The following is a 14,989-nucleotide window of genomic DNA, read 5'->3' as shown; positions in this document are numbered from 1 at the left end:
TTTTCGTGGCTGACAGAAAAGCCTTACTGCTGCATTCTGTACGCTTTCGTTTCGCCCCCGTACAATGCGGGGTCATTTCACATTCAGGCAATCGACACGGCCCACCATGCGCACCAGTCAATATTTGCTCGCCACCCAAAAAGAAACCCCTGCCGATGCAGTGGTCATCAGCCACCAGCTCATGCTGCGTGCCGGCATGATCCGCAAACTGGCCTCCGGCCTGTACACCTGGCTGCCGATGGGCCTGCGGGTGATGCGCAAGGTCGAAGCCGTGGTCCGCGAGGAAATGAACGCTGCCGGTGCCCTCGAAGTGCTGATGCCGAGCATCCAGCCGGCTGAACTGTGGCAGGAATCCGGCCGCTGGGAGCAGTACGGCCCCGAGCTGCTGCGCCTGAAGGACCGCCACCAGCGCGACTTCTGCGTCGGCCCGACCCATGAAGAGGTCATCACCGACCTGGCGCGCAACGAGCTGTCCAGCTACAAGCAGCTGCCGCTGAACATGTACCAGATCCAGACCAAGTTCCGTGACGAGATCCGTCCGCGCTTCGGCCTGATGCGCGGCCGCGAGTTCATCATGAAGGACGCCTACTCCTTCCATGCCGACCAGGCTTCCCTGCAGGAAACCTACGACCGCATGCACCTGGCGTACTCCAACATCTTTACCCGCCTGGGCCTGGACTTCCGTCCGGTGCAGGCCGACACCGGCTCCATCGGTGGCAGCTACTCCCACGAGTTCCACGTGCTCGCCTCCTCCGGCGAGGACGACGTGATCTTCAGCGACACCTCCGACTACGCCGCCAACATCGAGAAGGCCGAGGCCATCCCGCGTGAAACCGTGCGTCCGGCCCCGACCGAAGAGCTGCGCCTGGTCGACACCCCGAATGCCAAGACCATCGCCGAACTGGTGGAAAACTTTGGCCTGGCGATCGAGAAGACCGTCAAGACCCTGATCGTGCATGGCGCCGAGGAAGGCAAGCTGGTCGCCCTGATCGTCCGTGGCGACCATGAGCTCAACGAGATCAAGGCTGCCAAGCTGGAGCAGGTCGCCGACCCGTTGGTCATGGCTTCCGACGCCGAGCTGCGCGCCGCCATCGGTGCCGGCGCAGGCTCGCTCGGCCCGCTGAACCTGCCGCTGGAATGCATCATCGACCGCTCGGTCGCCCTGATGAGCGACTTCGGCATCGGCGCTAACATCGACGACAAGCACTACTTCGGCGTCAACTGGGAGCGCGACCTGCCGGTTCCACAGGTCGCCGACCTGCGCAACGTGGTCGAGGGCGACCCGAGCCCGGACGGCCAGGGTACCCTGGTGATCAAGCGCGGCATCGAAGTCGGCCATATCTTCCAGCTCGGCACCAAGTACAGCGAGGCGCTCAAGTGCCAGGTGCTGGGTGAGAACGGCAAGCCTGTCGTACTGTCCATGGGCTGCTACGGCATCGGCGTGTCCCGCGTGGTCGCTGCCGCCATCGAGCAGAGCTATGACGAAAAAGGCATCATCTGGAACGACGCCCTGGCACCGTTCCAGATCGCCCTGGTACCGCTGCGCTACGAGACCGATGTGGTCCGCGAAGCCACCGACAAGCTGTATGCCGAACTGACCGCCGCCGGCTTCGAAGTGCTGCTGGACGACCGCGACAAGAAGACCAGCCCCGGCATCAAGTTCGCCGACATGGAGCTGATCGGCATTCCGCACCGCATCGTCGTCAGCGACCGTGGTCTGGCCGACGGCAACCTGGAATACAAGCACCGCACCGAATCGGAGGCCCAGGCACTGCCGCTCGCGGACGTGCTGACCTTCCTGCAGGCCCGCATCCGCCGCTGATAACCCGTTACGCGAGTGATCATGTCCAAGCGAAGTACCTACACCCTGGGGGGCGCCGCACTGTGCGGTGCCCTGCTCCTCAGCGGCTGCGCCAACCAGATGTCTCAGCGCAGCGACCACGAGGAGCGCGTCGAGCGCAAGCTGCTCGAGCACAGTCTGCAGATCGATGTCGGCGAGCCGAAGGTGATGGAGCTTCCGCAACGACGTGTGCGCATCCATGAGCTCAAGCGCTTCGAGGTCACCGAGTTCGAGGTGACCCGCCGCTACGACCGCTACACCCCCTACCAACCCTGGCGGGAGATCTACGAGATCCCGCTTGGCGCGGTAGCGGTGGTGGCCGGTATCGGCGCCAACGTGGTCAACGTGTTCGCCCTGGGCAACCTGCCGGACAGCGTCACCCACGACTGGCTCAGCTATGGCGTGGCGGGCGTCAACCCGTTCATGAACGTGCCGTCCAACGGTCGCGCCCAGCAGAACCTGGCCGGTATCGACGAGGTTGAGAAGGGCAAGCGCGAGGAGTCCATCAGCCTGCCGTGGAACGAGCGCCTGGTCGAGGTCAAAGCCGGCAAGATGACCCACGAGCTGACTACCGACAAGAACGGTGTGCTGCGCCTGAACCTGCTCGACAGCCCGTTCTCCGAGCAGAACCTCAACCATATCGGCACCCTGCACCTGCAGGTGGCCGACGAGGACAACCAGGTGCGCGGCGATGCCAGCCTGCTGGTCAGCGGCAACCTGCGCGGCAAGCTGCTCGAGGCTCACGAGCTGATCTTCGATGACCTCGAGGATGATGATGTCGGCCAGTGGGTGCATCGGGTCAAGCGCCTGTCGGAGCTGGGCCTGGAAGAAGAAGCCAGTGAACTGGAGCAGAGCCTGATCGAGCTGACCCGCAACGATCCGGAACTGCAACAGGAATTCCTGCAGACGCTGACCAAGGCCACCGGGCGCCTGGTGGCCGATCCAGGCGTGCAGTAACACGAAAAGGGGCTGCCTTGCAGCCCCTCTTCTATTTATCTCCGAACAACTCCAACTGCTCATGCGCCCCGCGCAGGTCGCGCAGCCTCACCCCCACACCCAACAACCGCACCGGCTTGCCGCCCCGGGCAAACGCCTGACTGAGCAACTGCCGGTAACTCTCCAGATCCCTACCCGCCCCCGCCTGCTCCATCGTGGTCTGGCTGAAGTCATGGAACTTGACCTTGACGAAGGGCTTGTCGGGCCGATAGCTGCTGTCCATCCGCGCTATCCGCTCGTTCAGGCTGGCCAACAGCTCCGGCAATTTTTCCAGGCAGCTGTTCAGGTCGGGCAGGTCATGGTCGTAGGTGTTCTCGACGCTGACCGACTGTCGCCGGCTGTCGTTCTGTACCGCCCGCTCGTCGATCCCCCGCGCCAGCCCCCACAGGCGCTCGCCAAAACTGCCGAACTCGCGAACCAGCGCCAGCCGCGACCAGTCGCGTAGCGACAGGCAGGTATCGATCCCCAGCCGCGAGAGCTTGTCCGCCGTCACCTTGCCGACTCCGTGCAAGCGCGCCACCGGCAGGTTCGCAACGAATTCCTCCACCTGATCCGGAGTGATGACGAACAAACCGTTGGGCTTGCGCCAGTCACTGGCGATCTTGGCCAGGAACTTGTTCGGCGCCACCCCGGCGGAAACCGTAATGTGCAGCTGCTGGGCCACTCGACGGCGAATATCCTCGGCAATGCGCGTGGCACTGCCGGCAAACCACTGGCTGTCGCTGACATCCAGGTAGGCCTCGTCCAGCGACAAGGGCTCGATCAACTCGGTGTAGTCGCGAAAGATCGTATGGATCTCCCGCGACGCCTCGCGGTAGGCCTCGAAGCGCGGCTTGACGATCTCTAGGTCCGGACACAGCTTCAGGGCATGCCCGGACGCCATCGCCGAACGAACCCCATAGGCACGCGCCTCATAGTTGCAGGTGGCAATCACCCCGCGCTGCCCCGGCTGCCCGCCCACCGCCATGGGGCGACCGACCAGGCGCGGGTCGTCACGCATCTCGATGGCGGCGTAGAAACAGTCACAATCAATGTGGATGATCTTGCGCAGGGACATGGACGACAGCCACTACTGTAAATTCATACAGATAATATCCCATGCCCCCGCCACGAAACAGCCTGTGCGGGACGATCGGCCTGCAAGCCCCGTCACGACTGAGCCGCGTGCCGATCTGAGACGCTAAGGGTTTGAACAAAAAAGGATTTTTTTGAATTAATGCTTGACACCGAAAAGGAAATCCGTAGAATTCGATCCCACAGGCGCGGGATGGAGCAGCCTGGTAGCTCGTCGGGCTCATAACCCGAAGGTCGTCGGTTCAAATCCGGCTCCCGCAACCAGATTCAAAAAAAGGCCACTGTTTCGACAGTGGCCTTTTTTTATTGCATTTCGATTTCCGATTATTAAAAACCCATGGAAAATCAAGCAGTAACGCTTGACAGCAAACTAGAAATCGGTAGAATTCGGTTCCACAGGCGCGGGATGGAGCAGCCTGGTAGCTCGTCGGGCTCATAACCCGAAGGTCGTCGGTTCAAATCCGGCTCCCGCAACCAGATTCAAAAAAAGGCCACTGTCTCGACAGTGGCCTTTTTTATTGTCTGCTGATCAACCAAATGACGTTTCACTCACTGTTAGCACTTGACAGTGCATGGCCAATCTGTAGAATGCGCCCCTCTGACGCGGGATGGAGCAGCCTGGTAGCTCGTCGGGCTCATAACCCGAAGGTCGTCGGTTCAAATCCGGCTCCCGCAACCATATTCGTCAGAACAAGCCCCGCCTGTCGCAAGATAGTGCGGGGTTTGTTGCATTCAGGCTCCACAAAAGCCAATTGCCCCTTCCCCGCTACCTGCCTCCCTTGCCGTGCCCCTGCGGCTGAATGAACTATCTTTAACTATCCTGAAACAGATTAAGCCGTCGGCCCGGAGTAATATTCGGATACGTTTTTCCAAAGGGACTTTCACTTGGCCGTACCTTGCCTCCACCTCGCGCAGACCGCACGAGGCACCCCATGACCGCCCCCACTCCCGAAACCCAGGCACCGCTGACGGCGGCCTTGCCCACGGCTGCCCAGCGCCTGCCCTGGCTGGAGCGCCTGAGCAAGTACCGCCAACCGCTGGGGCTGGCAGTGACCTTGGTGCTGTTCGCCATGGGCCTGATCGCCTGTCGCCATCTGCTGAGCGAACTGGACATCTATGCCCTGCACGATGCCATGCTCAGCGTACCGGCCAATGCACTGCTCGGCGCGGTCCTGGCCACCGTGGTCGGTTTCGTCATCCTGCTGGGTTATGAATGGTCGGCCAGCCGCTACGCGGCCGTGCAACTGCCGCCACGCACCCTGGTGCTGGGCGGCTTCAGTGCCTTCGCCATCGGCAACGCCATTGGCCTGTCGATGCTGTCTGGCGGTTCAGTACGCTATCGCCTCTACGCGCGCCAAGGCCTGGGCGCAGCGGAAGTCGCGCGCATGACGGTCTTTGCCAGTCTCTCGCTGGGCTGCGCCCTCCCGCCCCTGGCGGCACTGGCCACCCTGAGCGATCTGCCGGCGGCGGCAACCGCACTGCGCCTGCCAGCACCGCTGCTGGGCGGTATCGCAGTCGCCGTGCTGGTGGCCGCCGCCGCCCTGGTGATGGGCCTGTATCGCCGGCGCCTGCCCGAACAACCGCTGGCCGACAACCTGCTGGTGCAGTTCGGCCGCCGCACCCTGCGCCTGCCGGGCGCCCGACTGACCGCGCTGCAACTGCTAATCACCGCGCTGGATGTCGCCGCCGCCGCCACCGTGCTCTACCTGCTGCTGCCAGAAGCGCCGCCGTTCGGCGCTTTCGTGCTGGTCTACCTGCTCGCCCTCGCCGCCGGCGTGCTCAGCCATGTGCCGGGCGGCGTCGGCGTGTTCGAGGCGATCCTGCTGGCGGCCTTCGCCAACCAGCTGGGGGCCGCGCCGCTGGCCGCCGCGCTGCTGCTGTACCGGCTGATCTACGTGGTCATGCCGCTGCTGGTGGCCTGTGTGCTGCTGCTGGCCAACGAGGCCCGGCGCCTGATGGTCACCCAGCAGGCGATCCGCGCCGCCTCGGGGCTGGCCGCGCCAGTGCTGGCGATCCTGGTATTCCTCTCCGGCGTGGTGCTGCTGTTCTCCGGCGCCACCCCGGAAATCGACAGCCGCCTGGAACACATGGGCTTCCTGATTCCGCACCGCCTGATCGATGCCTCGCACTTCGGCGCCAGCCTGATCGGCGTGCTCTGCCTGCTGCTTGCCCAGGGCCTGCGCCGGCGCCTGTCGGCTGCCTGGCTGCTGACCACGGTGCTGCTGCTGGTGGGCGCGGTACTGTCGCTGCTCAAGGGCTTCGACTGGGAAGAAGCCAGCCTGATGTGCTTCACCGCCGCCCTGCTCGCCCTGTTCCGCCGCTCGTTCTACCGCCCCAGCCGCTTGCTGGAACTGCCGTTCTCGCCGGTGTACCTGGTGGCCAGCGCCTGCGTGGTCGGTGCCTCGGTGTGGTTGCTGCTGTTCGCCTACCAGGACGTGCCCTACACCCACAAGCTGTGGTGGCAGTTCACCCTCGACGCCGACGCGCCGCGCGGCCTGCGCGCCGCCCTCGGCAGCGCCGTGCTGCTGGTGATCGTCGCCCTGACCTGGCTGCTGCGCACCGCCCGCCCGGTCATCCACCTGCCGACCGAGGACGAGTTGCAACGCGCCAACCGCATCCTGCTGGCCTCCGACCAGCCCGACGGCGGCCTGGCCCTGACCGGCGACAAGGCGCTGCTGTTCCACCCCAACGACAACGCCTTCCTCATGTACGCCCGCCGCGGTCGCAGCCTGGTGGCCCTGTACGACCCGATCGGCCCGGCCCAGGAGCGCGCCGAGATGATCTGGCAGTTCCGCGACCTGTGCGACCTGCACCATGCGCGCCCGGTGTTCTACCAGGTGCGGGCGGAGAACCTGCCGTTCTACATGGACATCGGCCTGACCGCGATCAAGCTCGGCGAAGAAGCCCGGGTCGACCTGCGGCGCTTCGACATCGAGGCCAAGGGCAAGGAAATGAAAGACCTGCGCTACACCTGGAACCGAGGCGGACGCGACGGCCTGAGCCTGGAGATCCACGAGCCCGGCCAGGCGCCGCTGGACGAGCTCAAGGAAATCTCCGACGCCTGGCTCGGCGGCAAGAACGTGCGCGAGAAAGGCTTCTCCCTCGGCCGCTTCAGCCCCGAGTACCTGCAGCATTTCCGCATCGCGCTGATCCGCTTCCAGGGCCGCCCGGTGGCCTTCGCCAACCTGTTGGAGACCCACAGCAACGAGCTGGCCAGTCTCGACCTGATGCGCGCGCACCCGGAAGCGCCGAAACTGACCATGGAATTCATGATGGTCGGCCTGATCCTGCACTACAAGAGCCATGACTATGGCCGTTTCAGCCTGGGGATGGTCCCCCTCTCCGGCTTGCAGCCGCGCCGTGGCGCCCCCTTGACCCAGCGCCTGGGCTCGATGGTGTTCCAGCGCGGCGAGCAGCTCTACAACTTCCAGGGCCTGCGGCGCTTCAAGGACAAGTTCCAGCCGGACTGGGAACCCCGCTACATGGCCGTGCCGGCCGGGCTCGACCCGCTGGTGGCACTGGCTGACACCGCCGCCCTGATCGCTGGCGGCCTGACTGGATTGGTGAAACGTTGATGATCCGACGCTATTGGTTGTACGTACTGATTCCCCTGCTGCTGGCCGTGCTGGCCGGCGGCGCGGCCTTCTGGCTGTGGACCCGGCCGGCGCCCGAGGCGCGCCTGGAGCACCTCACCCTCGACGACGGCAGCGCCCTTACCCGTGCCACCCCCGGCGTGCACGCCAAGGCCCGGGTGGCCATCGGCGTGCCCCAGGACCAGGCCCTGACCGACAAGCAATTGCTCGACCTGAGCCAGGCCGGCGAAGCCCAATTGGTGCAGGTGATCCTGCCGCCCGCCGACTGCGCCAAGCAGCAGGCGGCAATGGACCAGGCCCTCACCCGCCTGGCCGACAAGCCGACCCTGGTCGCCGGCATCGGCCCGGGCGCGGCCCAGGCCTGGCGCTGGCTGGCCGCGCAGGGCGACGACAAGGCCCGGGCGATCTCGGTGGACTTCACCCTCGAGCAACCCGGTTGCCAGGCCGCCCTGCCCAAGTCTGCCGCCCACGGCCACTGGAACGTGGCCTGGAATGACAACCCGGATGATGCCAGCGCCGCCTTCGTGCGCGACCAGGCCAACGCCGAGACCAGCATCGCCGACTACGACATCCACCTGCCCCAGGTGCTCAAGGCCCAGCTGACCCAGGCCCTGGTCGGCCACGACGGCAACGCCCTGGCGATCCCGGTGGTGGAAGTCCCGGCTGGGCAGACCACCGACACCGTGACCCTGTTCCTGTCCGGCGACGGCGGCTGGCGCGACCTGGACCGCGACGTGGCCGGCGAGATGGCCAAGCTCGGCTATCCGGTGGTGGGCATCGACACCCTGCGCTACTACTGGCAGCACAAGACCCCGGAACAGAGCGCCGCCGACCTGTCCGAACTGATGCAGCACTACCGCCAGAAATGGGGCACCAAGCGCTTCGTGCTGACCGGTTACTCGTTCGGCGCCGACGTGCTGCCGGCCATCTACAACCGCCTCTCCGAGGAAGACCAGAAGCGCATCGACGCGGTGATCCTGCTGGCCTTCGCCCGCAGCGGCAGCTTCGAGATCGAGGTGGAGGGCTGGCTGGGCAAGGAAGGTCAGGAGGCCCCGACCGGGCCTGAGATGGCCAGGCTGCCGGCAGCGAAGGTGGTATGCATCTACGGCGTGGAAGAGACCGACGAAAGCGGCTGCACCGACAAGACGGCCGTGGGCGAGCGCATGAAGCTGCCGGGCGGCCATCACTTCGACGAGAACTACCCGGCGCTGGCCAAGCGCCTGATCGGCGAGATCGAGACCCGCCAGGGAAAGGCCAACGTCGCTGAGAAATGATGGGGAAAGGGGCCGCTTTGCGGCCCATCGCGGGGCAAGCCCGCTCCCACAGGACCTGTGTAATCCTTGTGGGAGCGGGCTTGCCCCGCGATGCTTTCGCCCTCAGATCTCGACCTGCGTTCCCAGCTCGATTACCCGATTGAGCGGCAGGTTGAAGAACCGCAGGTTGCCGTTGGCGTTCTTCAGCAGGAACGCGAACAGGTTCCCGCGCCAGCGCGACATGCCTTCAAGGCGCGAGGCGATCACCGTTTCCCGGCTGAGGAAGTAGGTGGTGCGCATCGGGCTGAAGTCCAGCTCGTCCAAATGGCACAGCTTCAGCGCCGCCGGCACGTCCGGCTCGTCCATGAAGCCGAAGTGCAGCAGCACCCGGAAGAACCCGTCGCCATAGGCCTCCACCTCGAACCGCTCCTGCTCCGGCACCCGTGGCCGGTCTTCGCTGACCACCGTCAGCAGCACCACCTGGCTGTGCAGTACCTGGTTGTGCAGCATGTTGTGCAACAGCGCATGGGGCACGGCATCGGGCCGGGCGGTGAGGAACACCGCGGTGCCCTCGACCCGGTGCGGCGGCTGCACGCGGATGCTGCCGATGAACACCGGCAACGGCAAACCGCCCTCGTCGATGCGGTCTACCAGGATCTGCTTGCCGCGCTTCCAGGTGCTCATCAGCACAAACAACACGATCCCCGCCAGCACCGGGAAGGCGCCGCCCTGGACGATCTTCGGCACGTTGGCGGCGAAGAACAGCCCGTCGACGAACAGGAAGCCCACCAACAGCGGGACCGCCAGCACTGGTGGCCACTTCCACAGCAGCAGCATGACCGCCGAGACCAGGATGGTGGTCATCAGCATGGTGCCGGTCACCGCCACGCCATAGGCCGCAGCCAGGGCGCCGGACGACTCGAAGCCGATCACCAGCAGCACCACGCCGACCATCAGCGTCCAGTTCACCGCACCGATGTAGATCTGCCCCTGCTCGTCGCTGGAGGTGTGCTGGATCTGCATGCGCGGCACGTAGCCCAGCTGGATGGCCTGGCGGGTCAGGGAGAAGGCACCCGAGATTACCGCCTGGGAAGCAATCACCGTGGCCATGGTTGCCAGGCCGACCAGCGGCAGCAGCGCCCAACTCGGCGCCAGCAAGTAGAACGGATTGCGCGCGGCCTCGGGGTTCTGCAGCAGTATCGCGCCCTGGCCGAAGTAGTTGAGCACCAGCGCCGGCAGCACCAGGGCGAACCATGCGCGGGCGATGGGCTTGCGGCCGAAGTGGCCCATGTCGGCATACAGGGCCTCGGCGCCGGTCAGCGCCAGCACCACGGCACCGAGTATGGCCACGCCCATGCCCGGATGAACGATGAAGAAATTCAGCGCCCAGGCCGGGTTGAAGGCCTTGAGCACTTCAGGGCTCTGCGAGATGCCGTGTACCCCCAGCGCCCCCAGCACCACGAACCAGGTGACCATGATCGGGCCGAACAGCTTGCCGATCTTCTCGGTACCGTGCTTCTGCACCAGAAACAGCGCCACCAGCACCACCAGCGAGATCGGCACCACCCAGTGGTCGATGCCTTCGAAGGCCAGGCCCATGCCCTCCACCGCAGACAGCACCGATACCGCCGGGGTGATCATGCTGTCGCCGTAGAACAGCGAGGCACCGACCAGACCACAGCCGACCATCAGTGCCCGCAGTTTCGGGTATTCAGCCGTGGCGCGCCGTGCCAGCGCGGTGAGCGCCATGGTCCCGCCCTCGCCCTGGTTGTCGGCGCGCAGGATGAACATCACGTACTTGAACGACACCACCCATAGCAGCGACCACAGGATCAGCGACAGGATGCCCAGTACTCCATCGTGATTGACCTGCACGCCGTAACCACCGGTGAAGACCTCTTTGAGGGTGTACAGCGGACTGGTGCCGATATCGCCATAGACCACCCCAACAGCTGCCACGAGCAGCCCCAGCGACTTCGCAGCCCCCTGCTTGCCCTCGTGCCCGCCTTCGGCGTGACTGCTTGCCTGAACCATCGACCACTCCCGCAGAAGGCCAACTAGACCGGTTGAATTCCTACCCGCGCCGGACCATCCCGGATGCCCCGGCGCAACGGCGCGAAGCATAGCGCAGCGTTCGTCGTATTTCTGCTGGTAAAGCGACCTTGTGCTCGCTAGAATTGCGCACTTTTTGATCAGAGGCGCCAAAAAGCGCCCGTCAAGATCGCCCGCGATTCCAGCCGGGCGACCTGTATTCAATACCGAGGTTAGCCATGTCCACCACTCCCGCCACCCCAAAGGTCGGCTTCGTTTCCCTGGGTTGCCCAAAGGCCCTGGTCGATTCCGAGCGCATCCTGACCCAGCTGCGCATGGAAGGCTATGAAGTCGTGCCTACCTACGATGGCGCCGACGTGGTGGTGGTCAACACCTGCGGCTTCATCGACAGCGCCAAGGCCGAGTCGCTGGAAGTGATCGGCGAGGCGATCAAGGAGAACGGCAAGGTCATCGTCACCGGCTGCATGGGTGTCGAGGAAGGCAATATCCGCGATGTGCACCCGAGTGTGCTGTCGGTCAGCGGCCCCCAGCAGTACGAGCAGGTGGTCAACGCCGTGCACGAGGTGGTACCGCCGCGTCAGGACCACAACCCGCTGATCGACCTGGTACCGCCCCAGGGCATCAAGCTGACCCCGCGCCACTACGCCTACCTGAAGATTTCCGAAGGCTGCAACCACAGCTGCAGTTTCTGCATCATCCCGTCGATGCGCGGCAAGCTGGTCAGCCGTCCGGTCGGTGAAGTGCTGAGCGAGGCCGAGCGTCTGGTCAAGGCTGGCGTCAAGGAGATCCTGGTGATCTCCCAGGACACCAGCGCCTACGGCGTCGACGTCAAGTACAAGACCGACTTCTGGAACGGTCGCCCGGTCAAGACCCGCATGCTCGAGCTGTGCGAGGCACTGAGCAGCCTGGGCGCCTGGGTGCGCCTGCACTATGTCTACCCGTACCCGAACGTCGACGACGTGATCCCGCTGATGGCCGCCGGCAAGATCCTGCCGTACCTGGACATTCCGTTCCAGCACGCCAGCCCCAAGGTGCTCAAGTCGATGAAGCGCCCGGCCTTCGAAGACCGCACCCTGGCGCGCATCAAGAGCTGGCGCGAGCAGTGCCCTGAGCTGGTGATCCGTTCGACCTTCATCGTCGGCTTCCCCGGCGAGACCGAAGAGGACTTCCAGTACCTGCTCGACTGGCTGACCGAAGCCCAGCTCGACCGCGTCGGCTGCTTCCAGTACTCGCCGGTCGAAGGCGCCCCGGCCAATGACCTGGGCCTGGATGAAGTGCCGGACGACGTCAAGCAGGAACGCTGGGACCGCTTCATGGCCCACCAGCAGGCGATCAGCGCCGCGCGCCTGCAACAGCGTATCGGCAAGGAAATCGAAGTACTGATCGACGAGGTCGAGGAACAAGGCTCGGTCGGGCGCAGCTTCTTCGACGCGCCGGAAATCGACGGCAACGTGTTCATCGACGGCGACCACGGCTTCAAGCCGGGCGACAAGGTCCGTTGCCGCATCGTCGATGCCGACGAGTACGACATGTGGGCCGAGCCCGTCTGAGCGATGATCGCCTGAAGATACCCCGCCCACTGGCGGGGTATTTTTTTGCATCTATGTTTTCCTCAATGGCCCTGAGGATTACAGGATGTCGCCCACCGTCACGCTGCAAACGCCCCACCTGAGCGACTACCCAGAACTGGTGCGGGTGTGGGAGGCGTCGGTGCGCGCCACCCACGACTTCCTGCCCGACGGCTACATCGTGCTGCTGCGCGAGTATGTGCTGTGCAAGTACCTCGACGCGGTGATGCTGGTCTGCTGCAAGGACGCCAGGCGACGCATCCTCGGCTTCGCCGGCGTGGCCAACGGCCGTGTCGACATGCTTTTCGTCGCGCCGGAGCACCGTGGCCAGGGTATCGGCCAGCGTCTGCTGCGACATGCAGTGAGCGAGCTCAATGCCGAACGTCTGGACGTCAACGAGCAGAACCCCCAGGCCCTGGGCTTCTATCTGCACGAAGGCTTCGAGGTGTACGGACGCTCTGAAACCGACGGTCTGGGGCAGCCCTATCCCCTGCTGCATATGAGGCTGGTTCGTACAACGTCCTAGGACAAAAGCCAAGGAAACCACCACCCCGCTCCGAAATGGCGGAAATGACATCGATTTGCAGCCGCTGCCCCGCGCAGGCAGGTACAATGAAAGCTTTCCCTGCCGCGTGATGCCCGTGTCCATGTCCGAACCCATTCGTCTCTCCAAACGCCTCATCGAACAGCTTGGCTGCTCCCGCCGAGAGGCCGAACTGTACATCGAGGGAGGCTGGGTCACGGTCGACGGCGAGGTGGTCGAGCAGCCGCAGTTCAAGGTCGCCGGGCAACACGTCGAACTGCTCCCGGGCGCCCGTGCCGAAACACTTGAACCGGTGACCCTGCTACTCAACCAGCAGCCCGGGCAGGACGCCGCCAGCGCCCAGGCGGGCATGAGCATGGCCAGCCTCAGCGAAGCGCACCGCGAAGGCGTGCGTCCGCTGCACGGGCATTTCGCCCGCCAGGCCTGTATCGCCCCGCTGCTGCCAGGTGCCAGTGGCCTGCAACTGTTCACCCAGGACTGGCGGGTGACCCGCAAGCTCGAAGCCGACCTGCGCCGCATGGAGCAGGAATATATCGTCCAGGTCAGCGGCGAGGCCAAGCCCGGCGCCATCGAGCGCCTGGCCCGCGGTGTCGAGCGCAAGGGCGTCGAACTGCCGAAAGCAAAGGCCAGCTGGCAGAACGAACAGAACCTGCGCATGGTCCTGAAGAACCCGCAGCCCGGGTTGATCGAACAACTGTGCGAGACCGCTGGCCTCAAGGTCCTGGCGATGCGCCGCATTCGCCTGGGCGGCGTGTCGATGGGCAAGCTGCCGCTGGGCCAGTGGCGCTATGTGGCCGCTACAGAACGCTTCTAGCATTACCGCCGCGCAATGACTGACGCGGCAACAGAACAGGATTCGCTGCAATGAACCACAACGATGTACTGCGCAGCCTGCGCTACATGCTCAAGGCCAACGACCAGAAGCTGGCCGAGATCATCAAGCTCTCAGGCCTGGAAGTTTCCGCCGAGGCCATCGCCGGCTACGTCAAGAAGGAAGAGGAACCCGGCTTCGTGCGCTGCCCGGAGAAGGTCATGGCGCACTTCCTCGACGGCCTGGTGATCCACCGTCGCGGTCGCGACGACAGCCGCCCAGCGCAGCCGATCGAAGTGCCGGTGACCAACAACACCGTGCTCAAGAAGCTGCGGGTGGCCTTCGAACTGAAGGAAGACGACCTGCACGCGGTGCTCAATTCGGTCAACTTCCCGGTGTCCAAGCCTGAACTGAGCGCGCTGTTCCGCAAGGTCGGCCACGACAACTACCGCCCCTGCGGCGACCAGTTGCTGCGCAACTTCCTTAAGGGCCTGACCCTTCGCGTGCGCGGCTGAGCCGTGATGCAGCATACCGTCTCGCCGGTCGGCATCGTCCGCTCCTGCTTCAAGGAGAAGTTCGCCATCCCGCGCCAGCCTCAGCTGGCGCCGGCCGCTCGTGGCGTGCTGGAGCTGCTGCCGCCCTTTGACCAGGGCGATGCCGTCGAAGGCCTGGATCAGGTCAGCCATGTGTGGCTGCTGTTCCTGTTCCATCAGGCACTGGAAGACAAGCCACGCCTGAAAGTGCGGCCACCGCGCTTGGGCGGCAACAAGAGCATGGGAGTGTTCGCCACCCGGGCCACCCATCGGCCCAATGGCATCGGCCAGTCGGTGGTGCGCCTGGAAGGCGTCGAGCCTGGGCGTTTGCTGCTGTCGGGGATCGACCTGCTGGACGGTACCCCGGTGCTGGATATCAAGCCTTACGTGCCCTATGCCGACAGCATTGTCGGCGCGAGCAACCTGATGGCCAAAGATGCACCAGAGGCGATTGCCGTCGAATGGAGCGAAAGCGCCCTGCACCAGGCCCGCGACCATGCACTGCGCCTGGATCAGCCATTGGTGGAGCTGATCGAACAGTGTCTTGCGCAGGACCCAAGGCCTGCCTACCAGGTACCGCCACCCGAGCGCGTGTATGGGGTGAAGTTCTGGGACGTGCAGGTGCGCTGGCATTATCCCCAGCCGGATCGGATCCGGGTGCTGGAGGTGACACCGGAATGATTTGGTGTCGTTGCGGGACCTATCGCGGCGAACCTGTTTTGCGA

General features: G+C 64.7%; 11 protein-coding genes and 3 tRNA genes. 12 read left to right on the top strand and 2 right to left on the bottom strand.

The window, feature by feature from the left end:
• Positions 1 to 106 precede the first annotated feature (106 nt).
• A complete protein-coding gene (locus HU751_RS09360) occupies positions 107 to 1,822 on the top strand; it encodes a proline--tRNA ligase (RefSeq protein WP_186733990.1) in 1,716 nt (571 codons plus the stop codon).
• 21 nt (positions 1,823 to 1,843) lie between these two features.
• A complete protein-coding gene (locus tag HU751_RS09355) occupies positions 1,844 to 2,797 on the top strand; it encodes a YceB family lipoprotein (RefSeq protein WP_186733991.1) in 954 nt (317 codons plus the stop codon).
• A 31-nt stretch (positions 2,798 to 2,828) separates the two neighbouring features.
• On the opposite strand, the gene dinB is transcribed toward HU751_RS09355, so the two are convergent.
• Complete coding sequence (gene dinB, locus HU751_RS09350; RefSeq protein ID WP_186734003.1) at positions 2,829 to 3,887, bottom strand: DNA polymerase IV; 1,059 nt, start codon at positions 3,885 to 3,887, stop codon at positions 2,829 to 2,831.
• Positions 3,888 to 4,097: 210 nt separating this feature from the next.
• On the opposite strand from dinB, the gene HU751_RS09345 reads away from it, so the two are divergent.
• The 5 genes from HU751_RS09345 (at position 4,098) to HU751_RS09325 (ending at position 8,777) form a co-directional block, all read left to right on the top strand.
• Positions 4,098 to 4,174: transfer RNA gene (locus tag HU751_RS09345), tRNA-Met, on the top strand.
• Between the two features lie 136 nt (positions 4,175 to 4,310).
• A tRNA-Met gene (locus HU751_RS09340) sits at positions 4,311 to 4,387 on the top strand.
• Between the two features lie 125 nt (positions 4,388 to 4,512).
• Positions 4,513 to 4,589, top strand: a tRNA-Met gene (locus tag HU751_RS09335).
• Between the two features lie 253 nt (positions 4,590 to 4,842).
• Positions 4,843 to 7,485 carry a bifunctional lysylphosphatidylglycerol flippase/synthetase MprF gene (mprF, locus tag HU751_RS09330; RefSeq protein ID WP_186733992.1) on the top strand — a complete coding sequence of 881 codons (2,643 nt, stop codon included), beginning with the start codon at positions 4,843 to 4,845 and terminating at the stop codon, positions 7,483 to 7,485.
• The gene (locus tag HU751_RS09325; RefSeq protein WP_186714639.1) at positions 7,485 to 8,777 is read left to right on the top strand and encodes a virulence factor family protein; all 1,293 of its coding nucleotides are present in this window, start codon (positions 7,485 to 7,487) and stop codon (positions 8,775 to 8,777) included. The genes mprF and HU751_RS09325 overlap by 1 nt, the downstream gene beginning before the upstream one ends.
• A 102-nt stretch (positions 8,778 to 8,879) precedes the next feature.
• Here the strand turns inward: HU751_RS09325 and HU751_RS09320 are convergent, their stop codons facing one another.
• Complete coding sequence (locus HU751_RS09320) at positions 8,880 to 10,790, bottom strand: potassium transporter Kup (RefSeq protein WP_186733993.1); 1,911 nt, start codon at positions 10,788 to 10,790, stop codon at positions 8,880 to 8,882.
• A gap of 236 nt (positions 10,791 to 11,026) precedes the next feature.
• Between HU751_RS09320 and rimO the strand changes: the two genes are divergently transcribed.
• The 5 genes from rimO to tsaA all read left to right on the top strand — a co-directional run bounded on the left by rimO (position 11,027) and on the right by tsaA (position 14,945).
• Complete coding sequence (rimO, locus tag HU751_RS09315; RefSeq protein ID WP_050704462.1) at positions 11,027 to 12,358, top strand: 30S ribosomal protein S12 methylthiotransferase RimO; 1,332 nt, start codon at positions 11,027 to 11,029, stop codon at positions 12,356 to 12,358.
• An 85-nt stretch (positions 12,359 to 12,443) separates the two neighbouring features.
• Positions 12,444 to 12,902, top strand: a complete 459-nt coding sequence (locus HU751_RS09310) for a GNAT family N-acetyltransferase (RefSeq protein ID WP_186733994.1) — start codon at positions 12,444 to 12,446, stop codon at positions 12,900 to 12,902.
• A gap of 121 nt (positions 12,903 to 13,023) precedes the next feature.
• Positions 13,024 to 13,734 (top strand): rRNA pseudouridine synthase, encoded by a 711-nt coding sequence (locus HU751_RS09305; protein WP_186733995.1) that lies wholly within the window; start codon positions 13,024 to 13,026, stop codon positions 13,732 to 13,734.
• 50 nt (positions 13,735 to 13,784) lie between these two features.
• Positions 13,785 to 14,246, top strand: coding sequence for a YehS family protein (locus HU751_RS09300; RefSeq protein WP_050704459.1), 462 nt, complete (start codon positions 13,785 to 13,787; stop codon positions 14,244 to 14,246).
• A 6-nt stretch (positions 14,247 to 14,252) separates the two neighbouring features.
• Positions 14,253 to 14,945, top strand: a complete 693-nt coding sequence (gene tsaA, locus HU751_RS09295) for a tRNA (N6-threonylcarbamoyladenosine(37)-N6)-methyltransferase TrmO (protein WP_186733996.1) — start codon at positions 14,253 to 14,255, stop codon at positions 14,943 to 14,945.
• Positions 14,946 to 14,989: the final 44 nt, after the last annotated feature.

Source organism: Pseudomonas peradeniyensis, assembly GCF_014268935.2.
GTDB classification, from domain to species: Bacteria; Pseudomonadota; Gammaproteobacteria; order Pseudomonadales; family Pseudomonadaceae; genus Aquipseudomonas; species Aquipseudomonas peradeniyensis.
This window is presented reverse-complemented; position numbering and strand designations above follow the sequence as displayed.